The organism is Ruficoccus sp. ZRK36, from assembly GCF_019603315.1.
GTDB lineage: Bacteria > Verrucomicrobiota > Verrucomicrobiia > Opitutales > Cerasicoccaceae > Ruficoccus.
Genome location: NZ_CP080649.1, coordinates 491,392 through 508,774 on the forward strand (window position 1 = coordinate 491,392; position 17,383 = coordinate 508,774).

Annotated in this window: 16 protein-coding genes and 1 tRNA gene; 6 read left to right on the top strand and 11 right to left on the bottom strand. The window is 56.6% G+C overall.

Features of this window, described 5'->3' with window-relative positions; all coding sequences use genetic code 11:
* Positions 1–17: 17 nt before the first annotated feature.
* Both K0V07_RS02125 and K0V07_RS02130 read right to left on the bottom strand, forming a co-directional pair.
* Positions 18–425: a hypothetical protein gene (locus tag K0V07_RS02125; protein WP_220622883.1), complete on the bottom strand. Its 408-nt coding sequence runs from the start codon at positions 423–425 to the stop codon at positions 18–20.
* Between the two features lie 102 nt (positions 426–527).
* Positions 528–944, bottom strand: a complete 417-nt coding sequence (locus K0V07_RS02130) for a response regulator transcription factor (protein WP_220622884.1) — start codon at positions 942–944, stop codon at positions 528–530.
* A gap of 268 nt (positions 945–1,212) precedes the next feature.
* On the opposite strand from K0V07_RS02130, the gene K0V07_RS02135 reads away from it, so the two are divergent.
* Complete coding sequence (locus K0V07_RS02135; RefSeq protein WP_220622885.1) at positions 1,213–2,265, top strand: potassium channel protein; 1,053 nt, start codon at positions 1,213–1,215, stop codon at positions 2,263–2,265.
* Positions 2,266–2,317: 52 nt separating this feature from the next.
* Here the strand turns inward: K0V07_RS02135 and K0V07_RS02140 are convergent.
* Positions 2,318–2,393: transfer RNA gene (locus K0V07_RS02140), tRNA-Arg, on the bottom strand.
* Positions 2,394–2,484: 91 nt separating this feature from the next.
* On the opposite strand from K0V07_RS02140, the gene K0V07_RS02145 reads away from it, so the two are divergent.
* On the top strand, positions 2,485–2,835 hold the full coding sequence (locus tag K0V07_RS02145; RefSeq protein WP_220622886.1) for a hypothetical protein: 351 nt from the start codon (positions 2,485–2,487) through the stop codon (positions 2,833–2,835).
* A 55-nt stretch (positions 2,836–2,890) separates the two neighbouring features.
* Here the strand turns inward: K0V07_RS02145 and K0V07_RS02150 are convergent, their stop codons facing one another.
* From K0V07_RS02150 to K0V07_RS02170, 5 genes are all read right to left on the bottom strand, one after another.
* Positions 2,891–4,279, bottom strand: coding sequence for an MFS transporter (locus K0V07_RS02150; RefSeq protein WP_220622887.1), 1,389 nt, complete (start codon positions 4,277–4,279; stop codon positions 2,891–2,893).
* A gap of 196 nt (positions 4,280–4,475) precedes the next feature.
* Positions 4,476–5,312, bottom strand: a complete 837-nt coding sequence (locus K0V07_RS02155; protein ID WP_220622888.1) for a hypothetical protein — start codon at positions 5,310–5,312, stop codon at positions 4,476–4,478.
* A gap of 61 nt (positions 5,313–5,373) precedes the next feature.
* Positions 5,374–6,183, bottom strand: coding sequence for an NAD(P)-dependent oxidoreductase (locus K0V07_RS02160; RefSeq protein ID WP_220622889.1), 810 nt, complete (start codon positions 6,181–6,183; stop codon positions 5,374–5,376).
* A 354-nt stretch (positions 6,184–6,537) separates the two neighbouring features.
* The gene (locus K0V07_RS02165; RefSeq protein WP_220622890.1) at positions 6,538–7,575 is read right to left on the bottom strand and encodes a LacI family DNA-binding transcriptional regulator; all 1,038 of its coding nucleotides are present in this window, start codon (positions 7,573–7,575) and stop codon (positions 6,538–6,540) included.
* Positions 7,576–7,692: 117 nt separating this feature from the next.
* Complete coding sequence (locus K0V07_RS02170; protein ID WP_220622891.1) at positions 7,693–10,641, bottom strand: heparinase II/III family protein; 2,949 nt, start codon at positions 10,639–10,641, stop codon at positions 7,693–7,695.
* Positions 10,642–11,242: 601 nt separating this feature from the next.
* Here K0V07_RS02170 and K0V07_RS02175 point away from each other — a divergent pair.
* The 4 genes from K0V07_RS02175 to K0V07_RS02190 all read left to right on the top strand — a co-directional run bounded on the left by K0V07_RS02175 (position 11,243) and on the right by K0V07_RS02190 (position 15,187).
* On the top strand, positions 11,243–11,659 hold the full coding sequence (locus K0V07_RS02175; protein ID WP_220622892.1) for a hypothetical protein: 417 nt from the start codon (positions 11,243–11,245) through the stop codon (positions 11,657–11,659).
* Between the two features lie 125 nt (positions 11,660–11,784).
* The gene (gene tkt, locus K0V07_RS02180; protein ID WP_220622893.1) at positions 11,785–13,791 is read left to right on the top strand and encodes a transketolase; all 2,007 of its coding nucleotides are present in this window, start codon (positions 11,785–11,787) and stop codon (positions 13,789–13,791) included.
* 204 nt (positions 13,792–13,995) lie between these two features.
* Positions 13,996–14,211, top strand: coding sequence for a DUF2185 domain-containing protein (locus K0V07_RS02185; protein ID WP_220622894.1), 216 nt, complete (start codon positions 13,996–13,998; stop codon positions 14,209–14,211).
* A gap of 241 nt (positions 14,212–14,452) precedes the next feature.
* Entirely contained in the window at positions 14,453–15,187 is a 735-nt protein-coding gene (locus K0V07_RS02190; RefSeq protein ID WP_220622895.1) for a pseudouridine synthase, read from the top strand.
* 225 nt (positions 15,188–15,412) lie between these two features.
* On the opposite strand, the gene K0V07_RS02195 is transcribed toward K0V07_RS02190, so the two are convergent.
* From K0V07_RS02195 to leuD, 3 genes are all read right to left on the bottom strand, one after another.
* On the bottom strand, positions 15,413–15,805 hold the full coding sequence (locus K0V07_RS02195) for a biopolymer transporter ExbD (RefSeq protein ID WP_220622896.1): 393 nt from the start codon (positions 15,803–15,805) through the stop codon (positions 15,413–15,415).
* 12 nt (positions 15,806–15,817) lie between these two features.
* Positions 15,818–16,402, bottom strand: a complete 585-nt coding sequence (locus tag K0V07_RS02200; RefSeq protein ID WP_220622897.1) for a MotA/TolQ/ExbB proton channel family protein — start codon at positions 16,400–16,402, stop codon at positions 15,818–15,820.
* A gap of 365 nt (positions 16,403–16,767) precedes the next feature.
* Positions 16,768–17,367 (bottom strand): 3-isopropylmalate dehydratase small subunit, encoded by a 600-nt coding sequence (gene leuD / locus K0V07_RS02205; protein WP_220622898.1) that lies wholly within the window; start codon positions 17,365–17,367, stop codon positions 16,768–16,770.
* Positions 17,368–17,383: the final 16 nt, after the last annotated feature.

Consider the following 17,383-nt stretch of genomic DNA (forward strand, 5'->3'; position numbering starts at 1 on the left):
TGACTAATGCCCCCGACTCAGGAGGCAAAGATCTTACCGAACGGCTCGCTCGGTGCCTTTTCCCACTGCTCATAGGAACAGCCGTAGATCTGGACAAAGAGATCATCAAAGGCGTCATCCACCAGCGAGATAGCTTCCTCGTCGCTCTTACCATTGGCGATCGTGGCAGAACACAGCCAGTGGCGATTCGTAAAGGCATCGGCCAACAGCTTAAACTCGACCTCGGGGTGCTCCTTGGAGAGGGCCTTGAGCTCCTTGAAGGGGGGCTCCCAATCCGTATTGAAGTTAATCTTCTCCCCCTCGACCCGCACATGGTCCCAGTTCTCGCGCACGAGCTTTTCGAGCGCCGCCAGAGCAGCTCCGCGTTGGGTGTCGTCACCACCGATCACTGTGATGAGGTTATTGATGTCCCGTTCTTCAGCCATAGTCAGGTATAGTCGCGGCACAAAGTACCGTCATAAAAAATAAGGCATTAGGCGCTCACCCGCCTTGGGTCAACCGCCTTTTTCCCGCCCAGTGGCTAGCCGCTAGCCAGATATCTGCGCCAGGATGTGGCGCACGTTCTCACTGTAGTAGTGCTCGTCGCGCGAGAGCGCCTCAATCGCGTACTGAAACTCCTCCAGCCCCTCGCCTTTTTCAATAAAGCCATCCACATGCCCGTCGCAGGCGATGCGAACATTTTCCGGGGTGGCTGAGCCGGTAAACAAGATCACCTTCGCATTCGGAAGCTCCCGTTTTATGAGGAAAAGAGCCTCCAGGCCCGAGAGCGCAGGCACCCTAATATCAGCCAGGATCAAGTCCGGCCGCAAGCGGCTGATCTCCCGCATAGCCTCGGCGCCATCTCCAGAGCTACCGAGGATCTCCATTTGGGTAAACGAAGAGATGAAAGTTTGTACTAACTCCCGTAGCAAAGGTTCGTCTTCGATGATGTAAGCCGTTTTCACCTCAATAGATACAGCCTGCAACCCCTTGCAATTCCCGTCAATCCACAATACGCACGGGCGATTGCAGATTATACCCTAGAAATACGTCTACATAGTATTACCTACTCGAGGACCTTCCCTTATAAAAACGCAGATCAAAAGCCACCTCCAGCCACACACACCACCCAGAACGCTCATCTGGAGCCCCCAGGACAAATAACAAACGCTATCCAGACTGGTTTCAAACTTGCTTCGCCGGTAGCACTCACCCCCACACGCCATGCCTCCGATGAAGTCCCCCAATCGCCAGTTCCTTTACGGGACCAGCTTGTTCCTGGGGACGATCGTGGTCGGGTTTCTCGTCTTCTGGCTGGCCGGGTGGCCCGCACTTGATGCCATCTATATGGTCATCATCACCATATTCGGTGTTGGCTACGGCGAGGTAAACACCATGACGCCGGAGCTGAGGATCTTTACCATCATCTTCATCGTCGCTGGCTGCACCGCCCTCATCTACACGATCGGTGCCTTTATCAACTGGCTGACCGAGGGTCAGCTCCAACGTTTGCTCGGAGAACGCAAAATGGAAAAAGACATCGAACAGCTTTCAAACCATGTCGTCATCTGTGGCTTTGGGCGCATCGGGCGGCTCCTGGCCGAGCAGCTCCACAGCGCCGACAGGGACTTTCTCATCATCGATCCCGATGCTCACCAGATCGAGCAGATTCGCGAGAGCGGCTACCTCTGCATCCAGGGTGATGCCACCGAGGAGACCACGCTCAAGAAAGCCCGCCTCAAGCAGGCATCCATCGTAGCGACCGTCATCCCCAACGATGCCGCCAATGTCTTTATCGTCCTAAGCTGCCGCCAGCTCAACCCGGAGCTCATCATCATCGCCCGCGCGAACCAGACCTCCACCGAGTCCAAGCTCAAGCAAGCCGGTGCCGACAAGATCGTCATGCCCGCAGCCATCGGCGCCGACCGCATCGCCCATCTCGTCCTCAAGCCCAACGCACGCGAAATCCTTGAGAAAGACCTCCACGACAACGCCTTTGTCGAAGGCCTCAGCGAGATCGGCCTCGAGATGAACGAGATCACCCTCCCCGCCGACTCCCCCCTCATCGGCTGCAGCCTCGAGGAGCTGGAAACCCGCGGAAAAAGCGCCTTTATCGTGGTGGCCGTCCGTAAGCCCGACGGCCAAACCACTATCCGCCCATCACTCGACCTCCAGCTCGAAAGCAACGACACGCTCATCCTCATGAGCCACATCGGCATCACCCCGGACTTCGTCCGCCTCAAGCTCAACCGCAAGGAACGCTTCTACCGCGGCACCCGCCACTAAGCCCCAACCAGGGAAGTGAGTATCCCCCCAACTCTTCCTCAATAAAAGAAACTGGCAGGGGCAGAGGGACTCGAACCCCCGACCAATGGTTTAGAAAACCACTGCTCTATCCGCTGAGCTATGCCCCCAGGATTTTCAATAAAAAACTGTTATGAGGAAATTCTATCGGCGATTCCTCAAACTTGTCACCCATTTGTGCAACCAGACAGATTTTGACACATGAGCAACCCGAAGAAAGCCAGGCAACCGGGCTTTCTAAAAGTGGGTGAGTGTCTCTATCGCCATGAAACATCGGGCACTTACTATGCGTTGGTAAAGCCCAACGGCAAGCAAATCCGCCGTCCCCTCAAGACCAAGGACCTCCCCCTCGCCAAGCCCTGCCTGCGCGAATTTCGGGAGAAAATCGGTCGCCTCGACCTCACCGACGGCAAGTCCAAGCTCAGCGCTCCGCCGCGAGGCATCGTCCTCGATACCACTGCGAAGTCCTCCCCCACCGCAAGCAACCCAAACCCGCTTATCCTGATCCCCACTCGCGAGCAGGACGAGGGCCTCTCACCTCGGTGCATGTAGGGCGCAAAAGCGGGCGTTCCGCCTCTCAATGCAGTCCAGGTGAAACGCTTTGGGGTTATTCCGGAGCTACATAGCCTTCGTCGCCGCCGAACTGCTTAAATTTCCGGAAGACCAGGAATGTCATGATAAGCGCCGAGATCGCCAGCACCATACCGCATAGGAAAACCAGGCGATACTGCTCGCCGCTCACATCAATAATCGTCCCTACAATAGGACCGATACCGATCACACCCACGGCCGTAAAAATACCTCCGGCTGAAGCAAATTGCGCAAATTTATTGTGGGGGAAAAGGCGCAACCCCAGAGACGCAGACGTGGTGAAATAGCATCCAGATGTAACCCCATGGAGTACCCAGGAGATCAAGAAACTGTTTTGGTCATGCGTAAAAAGGAATCCCCAAAGCATCGACAGAGCATATAGGGTTAAAACGGCCATATCCATGCGCAGGGGATGGAATTTATCGACGAGCCAGCCCAGGAAGTAAGAAAGACACAGGGAAATCGTAAACATGAGCGCCATCGATTTTCCATACGCATCCATGCTGACGCCGAGTTTATGGGCGTAGGGCATCACAAAGATGTTCACTGGCATGACGGTCAACTTCCCCACGACGATCATCACATACACCGTCAGGTAGTAGGGGCTTTTGTAGCACTCCCTTACGTAGGTTTTTACGCCTCGGAGAAATGCGAGTGCGAGCGGGGGGTTATTGGGATCTTTGGGAGGAGGTGGAGGATATTCGCCTTCCTTCACCTTCAAACACACAAGCATGAATGAAACCCCGTAGAAGATACCGACGACGACGAGAATGAGCGTGAAATGCGTAGAGGCATGCCCGAATACCCAGTAGTTGAAAATGATGCCATCGATGAGACTTACGGCACGGAACAAACCAAAAAAACGTCCGAGCAACTCTCTGGGGACAACATCATTGATGAGCCCACCGAACACGGCTTGGCCTGCAACCGTTGAAAACTCGAAAAAGGCCCAGAACACGGCAAAGCAGATAACTCCGATGACCCAATCGTGTTCGCTAGGGAAGTGGGAGTGCACCCACCTCGCGACAATCGGCGTTATGCCAATGCCGATGATGCCAAGGGCCGCGATCGGTGTCGTAAATAAAAGGAACGGAAGACGGCGCCCCCAACGGCCACGGTGCCGGTCCGACTTAACACTGATAATCGGGCTGAGAATCAGGCTGATCACCGCCGGGAAAGAACTGATGATCAATCCGAAGTACAGGTTGGGTACTCCCAGGTCACTCAAATACCACGATGCCAAGGGCCCCACTGAACGTTCTCGCATCGCCCAGGAGAAGTCACCCAGTAATAACCATACGAACAGCATCATCAAGCCCCCGGCAGAATACGTCAGGGTGCCTACGGTCCATACCTTGCCGGGCTGCTTCGGTTTTAGTCGAGATGGTAATAATTTAGAAAACATGATGCGAATGACCAAATTCCATTTTGCTCACAATATTCGACCGATGGTCGAATCGCGGGGTAATCTGCGATGCTAAATATATAGGCGCATGAGTGCCAATAGCCTATATCGGTCCAATATATAGAGCGGGATAGCTTGTGTGGCGGCCCAACGGAAGCCGTTAAGCCACCACCCGTGAAGAAGAAGTGTTCTAGAACTAGCTGCGCTTGTTCCGACGGCGACGGAGTGCAAGCAGAACAAGTGGGATGATCCCCATATACAGGCTGCTTTCGCTGATCTCGGGTATGGAGATGCTGTCATCAACAACGATGTCATCCAGATACATCGTGCCGGTAAACGCGGGCGAAGTTTTAGCGGTAATGTTGAAACTGCGAATATTCACGCCTGTGCCAAGGCTACCAGCTCTACCCAGGTCATCGCCCACCAGCTCCCCGTTTAGGTAGACATCCATGGCTCCGGCAACGATGGTACCTCCGCTGTAGGTGAGCGGGCTGTCCGAGTTGTTGAATACAATATCCAATTGGTTGGCTTCATTCTGATTGTAGCTGGCGAAGGAGGTGGCGCTTGGTATGATGTCACTGCCGTAGGCAAGGATCAGTTCGCCATTCTGAATAAATATGGCAAACGCAGCCTTGGCGTTCCCCGAATCTTGATTGCTAATGCGGAACACAAAGCCGTTACCCGAATGGGGCTCGCTAGAGGGATCGTAGAAGGCGAAGCTCATCTGCCCAGTCTGCGTTCCCGGTCCATCGAAGACCGTGCTCCTGGCCACCATTTGTGACGATAGATTACTTCCCGACAGACTGCCATACTGATTCGGTCCCGCAGAGAACATGTGACTGCTGTCAGTCTCAGTGTCGAAGTCGTACGCGACGACCTGAAGCCAGTTTTCGCTGTAATCTGTATTCCACGGTACGGGTTCGCCGGCCGTGTATTCGTCAAAATTTTCTGAGAATATCACCGTCGCGTGGATGGCTGACATGCTTCCGAGCAGTAGTGTGGAGATGGCCAATGCTTTCGCTATCTTATTCATGCTATTTAATATTGGGGGTTCGTGTGGGTATTAAGTTTGGTGTTTTGAAGCGCTACCAGGCTCAGGTTGAGCGGAGGTAGCTTTCTAAAGTGACGATCGCCTTAAGCGGTAACTGATGGGTGTAGTTTTGAATATTTTCCAGCGCCAGGCGGCCGCAGTCCTTGTAGAGGTCTTGCGTGGGGCCGGCGATATGAGGTGAGAAGACGGCCCCCTCCAACTCATGGAACTCCGAATCGGGCGGCAGAGGTTCACGGGCAAAAACATCGGTGCCGAGTCGAATACGGCCCCGACGTATTTCATCGGCCAGCGCGCTTTCATCGACCAGAGCTCCCCGCCCTACGTTGACGAAGACACCATCATCGGGAAGCAGGGCGAACATCTCGGCGGTGACGCTATGCCGGGATTGCTCGGTGAGTGACTCACATTCGATAAGGATTTCACTGTTCGCGAAAAGATCCGACAAGCTGCCATAAGGTTGCACACCAAACTCGTGCATTAAATCATCGGGTACCCCCTGCGAATACGCGCCAATAGTGACATCGTAGGGTTGTAGTAATTCGGTGATTTTCTGGGCCACATTGCCAAAGCCATGTAAGCCTACTTTTTTTCGGGCAAGTGACTGAGTCTTCAGGGCCAGCTTAGACGATTCATAATCTTTTTGGGGCTTCCGTAGTACTTGTTGCCAACGAGGCAGCGCCCGCAAACACGCTAAAACCAGCAAAATGGCATGCTCTGCCACAGACATACTCGCTAAGGTTCCCCAGTTGCTGACCACGATGCCTTTTTTGAATGCCAGCTCGGGCACAAGCTTACGGACAGTCCCAGTAAGGTGACAGATATACTCTACGCCGAACCAGTCGCTCTGAACCATGGACTCAGTGACAGGGGGCGTGGTCCATCCGGTCACAAGTATCGTAGGATTGTGGAGCTTTAGCAGCTCCTCCCAGCGGCCGCGGTTCTCACTGCACAGCGGTAATAGCGTCCAGGACACGTGATCGGTACTCTCAGGTAGCCCTTGAGGCAGGAAGCGGGTGAATTCCTGCTCACTTACTGCCACCAGGACTCGCTGTCGGTCCGCAGAGGGTATTCGAGGGGTGTCCTCGTGAATAGCCGGGGTGGTCAGATTCGTATTCAGCATTATGCATAAAATACCCCGTATATTTAACGGCTAAAGCAAATCCCTGTGCACACAGTTGCACACTACTATTGGAATTAAGGATAACTGCTATAACTTTGAAGGCAGGGTCTCCCCCTCTATCCATACGCCTTCGATGTGCACGCGACGCACCTTTGCGGGCACACCACGCTCACCCCGCATGATCATGTTGGTGAGCAAGTCCACCGCAACTTCCCCGATGTGGAGGGAGTCCTCATAAACCCCGGACAACTTGCCGTCACGATCAGTCAGGAGCGGGCAAGCCGCTGGGTAGTCTTCGGGTAGGCGCAGGCCGATGCTGGGACACTTGCGCATGATGAGATGGTCGCCTACGACCAGTGCATCGATAGTCTTACCCTCTTTTCTCTGCTCCTTCAGGAAGGCCGGTAAGCCTTCAGGGGCCTCTACATGATAACTATAAATGATGGGCGCTTCGCCAATCTTATGCTGCGCCGATAAGTAGGCAGAAAGATAGTTATTGTCGGCGCGCTCATCGTGTTTGGGGTCGAACACAAATGCGATTTTGCGATAGCCGCGCTCATGCATCATTTTCATTGTGTACTGCATGGCGCGATACTGAGTCGCCGTCACGGTATGCAGCTCCGGCTTACTCAGGGTGTAGCCAAAGGTAATCAGCGAAAAATCTTCCCACGCGAAATCGATAGTCGTGGAGGGAAGCGATTGTGGGCACAAGAGTATGCCTTTGACGTTCCGGGCCCTCAAGATGGAGGCCATCCGCTTCGTGGTGTACTTTTTCTGATCGAACTCAAAAATCTCCAGTTGGTAGCCATATTTGTCCGCCTGCGCTTTAGCTCCCTCGTGGTACAAAGAAAAAGTTTTGGAGCGAAACCATTTAAATTGCTTGAGGTTCGTGTATATAACAAGCCATGCCAGCACACCATGGTAGCCGCTCTTTCTATTACTCGATCGATAGGCGGCCAGGGATGCCAGCATCGGGTCAGGGCGATAGCCCAGCTCTTCAGCAATGCGCAGGATTCGCTCGCGAGTCGAGGCAGGGATTCCCGGATGGTTACTGAGCGTCCGCGAGACGGTGCCACGGTGGACACCTGCCTTTTTTGCGATGTCTTCTTGTGTGACGCGTTTCATCTGCCCTCAGTGCTTCAGCAGAATGGTGGCTATCCGCTATTTGTTCGTCAACAAGGGAACACGTCATAGAATTCGCCGAGGGCAGGCATCAGGCAATGGTTTGAGTGATTGCAGCGTCTATTTGGATTCTGGGGCAGCCCCTACCAAGGTAAACGAGTCGATATTGATAGAAGCCGACGGGGCCGTCAGCTCGATGTTGTGCTTGCCCTGGGCCAACTCGATCGCGAGCGGGTTACCGTCTTCATCGCTGAACGTGTAGTCCCTCCAATCATCGGACGCATTGGCCCAGCCTCCGGTGCTAGCCAAAGGTATTGATTGTGCCTTTTCAGAAGGGGCCAGCCCATCGATGAGCAGCGTTACTGTCGGATTTTTCATACTGCAGTAGCGCATGGTCAGGTAGTAGGTTCCCTCCTCAGGGACGTCGACTTCCCATGTCAGGCTCTCGCTGTAGTCCCGGCTTCCAAAAGATTTTAGCGCCATACCTCCCGACGCAGCTACCTTTTCTGCGGGCAGCGCATTGCTATTCTGGTTAACAATGTCCACCTCGGCTTCCCAATTGATTTTCACGGATGCCGGTGCCGGGGGCAGGCCTTTAGTGGGAGCTATGTCGAAGGTTGGCTTTTCACGCGTTCGCATTTGCTTACCGGGCACTGCCATCAGCGACTGGACATCGCTTTTGTTGGCCGCCAGGAAATACTGGCCTGCGGGCAGCTCCAGTCTCGGAGACATGGGGACGAGTTCACCTTTAGCGCTATAGACGAGTAAGCCAGATGCTGCCTCAAGTCTTCCATCGAGAGGTGTTATAAGATCCAAAATCCAACCCGACTCATGGCGCGACAGCTCAAAGCTGACGGGCGTAGAGGACTCCAGCTTCATAATCTCCGATTGAATGGAATGTCCGTTGTAAGCGAATAGACGGCTAAGCTCTCCTTTCTCAAACCGAGCCACCGCAACATCCGCATTAAAATGTACGGGAGCGGCGTCCTCGCATACAAAAGTCTGCGGAGTGCCATCTGCATGGACGAGAATCTCGTCTGTCCAATTGGGGTGCGTGACGGTGGCGGTCCATCCGGACTCACCGCTGGGCGCACACTGAGTTGTCAGCGTGGGGCCTGCGCCCCCGCCAAACACGGGTTGCATCAAGAAGGCGTATTTTACCGAGTCACCACGCTGTACGGCGGTATACGTGCGTTGAGCATTGTTCTTTTTATCTATTTCAGGGCTCGTTGGTTCGCGCAGGGTGAAGTCCGTGCCATTCGGATAAATAGAGTTGATCTTTAAACGGCCAGCGCGACCAGTCAGGTTGATCGTACCGGCATCCACCTGAGCAGAGGCAGCTGTTTGCGCGAGCCAATCGACGGTTATCGGTTCGGGTGAATTGATGGAGTCGAACAACAGGAAATAGTCGTCGCGCACGTGTAGGATGCTACGCCGGGCTTCCGGTCTCGTTGCGTAGGCTTCGCTGAGATCGACCGAGGTCCACATGAAATCGGGCGTCGTTGCAAACTGGTCAATGGTGCCACGGGCCTGCGGCTCGAAGCTCTGGTTCTCGCCATTAATCAAGAGGGTCGAGTGGGACTCCGTCGCGTTTGAGAAAAACTCCCAGCGGGGCCCGGATGAATTCCAAAACTTGCGTTGACCAGCACCCGTCCCATAACCAGGCGTTAACAAGAGCCATTGATCGCCGAAGATGAATGCGATGGCACCTGCATCCAGATGGCTGTGATTGCGGTTGGTGTAGCCCGATTTCAGCGTGAGCAGGTAATCGTTAATACTCCAGCCACTGCGCGTTGTCACCACATCCCAATCCGCGATGTGGTAGTCGAGTTTACTCGGGGCCTCGGGGGTGACTGCCGCATCATACCACATGAGCAAAAGTGCTGTTGCATCGCTACCGCCTTTGGGGCCGTAGGGCATGTTTTCAGCTATATACTGTGCAGCGGAGTTATCGTATTGAGCAGCCAGTCTGGCCAGCAGGTGCTGGGGTCCGTAAAAATCGTAAGTCGGCGCGTCTCCCCAGGGCAGGACCCCCTGAAGGCCGGGAGCCGCACAGGCGACTCGGTAATTCGCAGCATGCTTCAGGAACGGCTCCTCATAGTAGACTTGTGCCCCGGTTATCGGGCGCGTGCCTTCGATGTACTGCAAAATAAAAGACAGCGAGTAAGACCAATAGGGAACGCCCTCGGCTGTGCTCCCGTCATCCTCAAGATAGCTCATAACAAAGTCGAAGTTCGTCTTTGCCGCTGAGAGCCAATAGCGCGCTTCGCGCAAGTCACCGTAGAATGCGACTCCGGCAAAACCCAGCGCCGTCGCATTGATATGATTATGGTTTTCGGTGTAATTATTGGCCCAGAATGCTTCGCCCCGAAGCCCCTTATACAGCGTGCCAACACGCTCCTTTATGACCTCACGTATCAGGTTTTTCTCGTCCTCACTGAACAGGTCTTTGTGCCAGTCCCAAGCCAAGGCAACACCACGGGCCATATGACCACAGGCCAAGTCCATATTCGTTTTTGGCGAGAGACCCCACTGCGGGTAATGGCAGCCGCTTATCACCAAATCATGGAGGCTCTTTCGGTATTTCGGGTCTTCACTCAGCTTGGCGGCCAGGCAAAGCAGGAATATATCGTCACCCACGCGGCGCTGCCATTGCTCTGCCAGTTTCTGCCTGTGCGAGTGATGCGGATGGTCGTTCTCTTCGGGGGACATATACGCCCGGGCAGGGTGCGAAGAGAGTTCATCGGCAACCTCAAAGACGTGCTTTCGAAGCTCGGGATAGTCGCCCTCGTCAGAAAGCATGCGCGCGATAACCTCAGGCCACTCCTCTTCCAGGTAAAATAGACGAGAGCCTTTTTCTGGCATGCGTTCCTGCCATTGGGCTTCATCCAGCTGAAAGGTATTCTGAATATGTGCCGGGGAAATATGAGGCCAGCTCGCATCGGCCAAAACGGTCAAAGGCGCAAGCAAGATAAAATACAAGAGGGATTTTCGATGGGTAAGATACATAATTCGCAAATAGGGATAAAGGGCTTGTTGCCTAGAGTAGAGGGCCGGGAAGATGGCCATTGTTTGCATTGGCGTAAAGTTGAGCGCCGACTCCGATCTGGCGGAAATGACTCGAGCAGGTAATGAGTTGCGATCTACTCCTGTCGGGGAAGTGCGGCAGGGGTAATGATCGCTGCCGAAACGGCGACCATCACGGCCATGACCAGCAATCCGATTCGAGTAAAAGCCCGGCGGGTTGGGGTTGAGCGAGGCATACGATCTATACACGCAAATATAGCTCGTTTTGCACCTCCCCTTAAAGGCACACAGTTGCATAGCTTGTCGCTAGAATCAGACGATTTGGGCGAGAAAGCCCGTTTCGTGCCAGGAAACCACTGCGCTACCCACTGAGCGATGCCCACGCGGTGTATGACCGAAATCCCGGACTGACCGGATGCCGCGGAAATCGCTGCACATACATGAAGACCGTGCCCAAACGGCAATCAAATCCTCCGGCGAGGAGAGCGGCCTTCGGGCGAAGCGAGATCCCTGCGGGAAAGGATTGAACCCGGAGACTGCGAAGTGATAATTTCACAAAATCACAATGAGCGCCGCAACCGGCAGGCGTTCATCCCGGCGACATCGCCAACGACTCAGCTCCAACACCATACCTGATCCTTTTATGAAACGTGCCCTCATCCCTTTTCTCTCTCTGATTGTCATGGCAGCCACGCTCAATGCCTCTCCAGAATCGAGCTTCATCGATAAAATCTGGAAGGCTCTCGAATCCGGGAAAGCGGAGTCCTTCATTGCGCTCTACCAGCCTGCCCTCCCCGACACGCTGGAGCCCACCTTTGAGCAACTTTGGCAGAACCCGCTGGACAAGGGCATTTCCAGTGTCGCCATCGTCCCCTTTAGCGCGAAGCAATCCGAGGCCGAGAACAAGGCATTGACCATCAAGGGCGTCACCTATGTGCGCCCTACGCCTGCGAGCGCCTACCTCGTCATCACCTTTAAGGACGAGAAAAAGAGCACGGGGCTTATCCCCCTGAGTCAGGAAAAAGGGAAATACTACCTGGCCAGCTGGAAGGTCGAGTAGCCAGCCACTCCCGCAGCTAGCATACGCAGTCGAAGTCACCACCCTGCGACAAGCTACTTGACGGTCACAGATGAGTGACGGAAGTTTTTCTTTCCATTAGCGGGAAAGCTCTTAGCCTTCTGGGCATGTCTGTCACTGAAAATTTGAATATCGACGCTCTCACGCAAGCCGCCCTCGAAGCCCGCGGCCTCGCCATGGACGGCGTAGCAGCCGCCAACTCCGGCCACCTCGGCCTCCCTCTCGGCACCGCTGAGTGCGGCGCCGCCCTCTTCGGCCACTGCCTGCAGTACAACCCCGCGGACCCCAAGTGGCTCAACCGCGACCGCTTCATCCTCTCCGCCGGCCACGGCAGCATGTTCCTCTACAGCTGGCTGCACCTGGCTGGCTTCGACCTCTCGCTCGACGAGGTGAAGAACTTCCGCCAGCTCGGCTCGAAGACCCCCGGCCACCCGGAGTATGGGGAGACTGACGGCGTCGAGGCCACCACTGGCCCTCTCGGCCAGGGCACCGGTAACATCGTCGGCTACGCCTGCTCGCAGAAGATGCTTCAGGCTCGCTTCGACAACCCGGCTGAACCGCTCTTTGACTACCACTGTGTGGCGCTCGCCGGTGACGGCTGCCTGCAGGAGGGCATCTCCGCCGAGGCCGCTGCCTACGCCGCCCGTTTCGGCCTGGATAACCTGATCATGTTCTACGACAGCAACGACGTCACCCTCGACGCCATGGCTGACAAGACCCAGTCTGAGAACACCGCTGACCGCTACGAGGCCTACGGCTGGGACGTCACCGTGCTGCCCGACGGCCACGATATCAAGGCCATCGTAGAAGCCTACGACAAGGCCAAGGCCGACGACAACGGCCGCCCGAAGCTCATCATCCTCAAGACCGAAATCGGTCGCGGCATCCCCGAAGTTGCCGGGACGAACAAGGCTCACGGCGAAGGTGGCGTAAAGTTCATCGAGGCCGACCGCCTCGCCCTCGGCCTGCCCGAGGAGCGCTTCTACGTCTCCGAGGACACCAAGGCCTTCTTCGCCGCCCGCACCGCCGCCCTCAAGGAGCAGTACGACGAGTGGCAGAAGAAATTCGCCGTCTGGAAGGGCTCGAACCCCGAGCAGGCCAAGCTGCTTGAGGATGGTGTCGCCCACAAGCACGCCACCGAGCAGGAGCTGCTCAAGACGATCCCCGAATTTGACCCGGAAAAGAAGCTCGCTACCCGCGCCGCCGGTGAGGCCGTCCTCAACGCCGTTGCCGCCGCCTGCCCGCTGGTTACCAGTGGCAGCGCCGACCTGCACGGCTCCACCAAGAACTACATCAAGGGCGTGGGCGACTTCGACGTCGACAACTACGCGGGCCGCAACTTCCACTACGGCATCCGCGAGCACGCCATGGGCGCGATCATGAACGGCATCGCCTACGACGGTATCTTCAAGACCTCCGGCGCCACCTTCCTGACCTTCTCGGACTACATGCGCCCCTCCGTGCGCCTAGCCGCGCTGGCCCACCTGCCGACCTTCTACATCTGGACGCACGACTCCGTCGGCGTCGGTGAGGACGGCCCCACGCACCAGCCCGTCGAGCACGTGGCCGCCCTGCGCTGCATCCCGAACCTCGACGTCATCCGCCCGGCCGACCCCGAGGAAACCGCTGCTGCCTACGCCGCCGCCGTCGAGCGCGCGGACGGCCCGACCGCCCTCATCCTTTCCCGTCAGGGTGTTCCCACGCTCAAGTGCACCCCGGTGGAAACCCGCCGCCAGGGCACGCTCAAGGGCGGCTACATCATCAAGAAGGAAACCGCGCCGCTGGAAATGATCCTCATCGGTACCGGCAGCGAGCTGCAGCACTGCCTCGTCGCCGCCAAGGAGCTGGGTGACGGCTGCCGCGTCGTCTCCATGCCCTGCCAGGAACGCTTCGAGCGCCAGGACGCCTCCTACCAAGAGGAAGTTCTCCCGGCCTCCTGCACCAAACGCCTCTCCATCGAGGCCGGCATCACCTTCGGGTGGCAGAAGTTCGTCGGCCTCCAGGGCAAAGCGCTCGGCACCGACACCTTCGGGATCAGCGCCCCCGGCGACATCGTGATGGAAAAGTTCGGCATGACCGCCGACAACGTCGTCAAGACCGCCAAGAGCCTCTAGCAAGTGCTTGGCGCTTGACCCGTTTGAGGGGCTCCCCCCTTGAACAATTGTCACCAATCACATTTCCAAAACCGCGCTGGTAACGGCGCGGTTTTGTTTTATGTTGATCAATAGACAGGCAGCTAGCAGAGAGAACGTGAGGAGATTATGACGTGGCCATTTTCAGATTCCCCCAACACCGCGGTTTTCACAACTCGCGCAGTCATGTCCTCATCCAAACCGATTCTATTGGTTTGCCATGATGAAGATGACGGAGCCTGGCAATTTCTCGATGACACAGAGCTGGATGCAGACCAGGCGATGCTTGTTTCACTGCACGAAGTGTTTAATGTAGATTCAACGATCGCAGATTTAGCCAACCTCCCGCTGGGAGGTAAGGCCTGGAGAAGCACTCCAAACGATCCCTGGCATAAAGATTGACCTCCGTGCCTCTGCGTCTCCGTGTGAGGTTATTGCAAAAGCTCGATGCCTGCCACGTCCTACCGTTTAGGCAGCAGCTACCACCCGAGTGAAAATTGCAGCTTGCCGGGCGTGTCAGTGGACGTTTTCCTTTCGCTCACGCTCAAGGGATATTCTCCGGCGGGCGTGGCATCTTTTCACCCGGCGTTTATGATCCGTCGCGACGACGCATCCGCTGAGTGATGGCAGAATTATAGAAAAAATGTCAGAACTCGTACGTGTACAAAAATTTTTAGCGGACCGCGGGATGTGCTCGCGGCGCGAGGCCGAGGAGTGGATCCGCAACGGCCGCGTCAAGGTCAACGGCGTGACCGCTGAGCTCGGCTGCAAGGTCGACCCCGAGGTCGATCAGATCTCGGTTAAAAACAAGAAGATCCCACAGGCCCCCAAGCGCAAGATCACGCTGGTGATGAACAAGCCGAAGGGCACGCTCTGCACCAACCACGATCCGAATGCCGTGCTGACCGTCTTCTCGATCCTCCCGAAGGACTACCGCTTCGACCGGTTGTTCTGCGCCGGACGGCTCGATAAGGACAGCGAGGGCATGCTCATCTTGACCAACGACGGGGACTTGGCCAACCGCATCACCCACCCCAGTGGGGGCGTGGTCAAGCGCTACCGCGTCAAGCTCCAGAAGCCCTTCGACCCCGCCATCATCCCCAAGCTCCTCAAGGGTGTGATCGACGAGGGTGAACACCTTTTCGCCCGCAAGATCATCCCCGCCACCGTGGGCGCGGAGGCCGACCATCGCGTCGAGGTCCACCTCGACCAGGGCCGCAAGCGCGAGATTCGCCGCCTCTTCGAGGCCTTCGGCTACCATGTCAAAAAGCTGAAGCGCTTCCAGATGGGCCAGCTCAAGATGAAGGGCCTCGGCCCCGGCGCCGTCAAGCCCCTCACCGAAAAGGAAATCGAGAGCCTCTTCGTCCACAAGGACTAGGATTTTTCGAGGCTGTTTTTTATCTGGGGCTACGTGCCCCAGACCTGCGGTGCGTGTCCGCACTCGACCTTAGATGCTGCGCATCATGCCAGCAAATAAATGCCACGCACCCGGGCAGCGAGCCTTTCCGGCTCCGTAGGGGCGCAGCCCCTCAGTCGGACCAAACGCCGAGCTTTTGCGAGCGATGGGGCAGAGCCCCATTAATAGCCAGCGGGTGTAACCCGCCTAGCGGGACTGGAGGCGGACCTTGGGCAGCTTGGCCTTGCGGGACTGGTCCATGACAAAGGTCACGAAGTGCAGCGGCACATCCTGGTCAGCCATGAGCAGCACCGAGGGCGGCTCCTTTTGCGCGGCCGCCTCATTAAAGGCGGTGACGAGCTCGTCTTCGCTTACGGGCTTATTATCGATAAAGTACTGCCCCTCGGTGTCGATGCCGACCATGAGCTGGATGATCTCCTTGTCCTTGCCCGCGGTCTCGATCTGCGGCGGGGTGATGTTCAAAACGTCCATGTTCTTGAACTGCATGGTCATCAAGAAGAAGAAAATGAGCACAATCAGCACGTCGATCAACGGCACGATGTTGATCTCGGTCTTTTTCCTGCGCTTTTGGATGTCCATCCGGCGAGCGAGTTAGGCCTTGGCGAGCTTGGACTTGGCGATGTCGATCATGCGCTCGACACCGACGTTGATCTGCGCGCTGAGCATGTCCACTCGGCGCGTCAGGTAGCTATTACCGACCAGCGCGGGGATGGCGATCGACAGACCCAGCATGGTCGTGCCCAGTGCCAGTGCGATCCCCTGCACAAACTGCGTGGGATCAGGCATGCCACTGGCCGGGTCGATGCCCTGAAAAACTTCGATCAGGCCCGTCACCGTACCCAGCAGGCCAAGCAGCGGCGCAGCCCCGACCACGATATCGAGGATGAACATCCCGCGCTCCAGCCGGGCGATCTCCAGTGCCGCAAAGGCCTTGAGTGCGTCCGGGTCCGGGGCATTGAGCTTGTAAAAGAAAAGAATGCGGCCACCGACGGAGTGCGGGTCGCCCTCCAGCTCCAGCACGTCGCCCGTCACGAAACTGTCCACCAGGTCCTTGGGGAGGATGCGCGAGCTGCGCAGCGCGATCAGGCGCTCAACGATAATAAAGACCGCCAAAACCGAGCACAGGCCCAGCGGCAGCAGAAAGGTCCAACCGATGTCGTGGAGAAAACTAATCATAAGCGGCAGAGAGTCCCAACCAACACGGGCTAAAACCCCGCCCCGCGCAAGGTTTTTCTGCGGGGCTGCGCACCCCGCGCCCACGGCAGGCGAAGCCTGCACTTTCGATGCTGCGCATCGTGTCAGCGATTAGTGAAACCAGCGCGCTGGTTTCACTAATCGCTGAGCAGAGCATCCAAACTGAACCGACTCATTAAGCAGTATCCGCCCCCGCGCAGTAGAAAACTGAAACATAAGGTGAACACAACGCGACAGCAGAGCCCTTCATTTTCGATAAAGGCCGAGTGCGTAGCACTCGGCCTTTATCGAAAATGCAAGCTTCGCTTGCCGCGGGTTTGGGGCGCGCAGCCCCAAGTAAACCCCGACTAGACGTAGTGGAGGCGGTCGGCGACGGCCTCGATGTCCTCAGGCTTGTTCAGCAGGAGGGCGAGCGGGTCCCATTCACCGGCCAGCAGGCCATCATGGGCGCTTTCGGCCAGAGTGATCGGGTAGCTGTTTTCGCCGGCGGTCACCGTCATTTTCTCCAGATCGATGGTGAGGGCCTTTTCCGGGTGCGCCTCGACGAACTGGGTCAGCGTGTGCAGTGTATTCTTGTCCACCGAGACACAGGGCATGCCCAGCGTGGTGGAGTTTCCGAAGAAAATCTCGGCATAGCTCAGGCCGATGATCGCACGGACACCAAACTTGTGCAGGCTCTGCGGGGCGTGCTCACGGGAGCTGCCGCAGCCGAAGTTCGAGCCCACGAGCATAATCGTGGCACCCTCGAAGCGCTTCTCATTGAGCGGATGCTGCTTCTTGTTGCCCTCGCCGTCGTAGCGCACGTCGTAAAAGGCGAACTCGCCCAGGCCGTCAAACGTGACGCACTTCATGAAGCGGGCCGGGATGATCCGGTCGGTGTCCACATCGTCACCCGGCACGGGAACGGCCCGTCCGGTGACCTTGGTGATCTTTTCCAAAGCTGCCATAGTATTACTCTCTTAA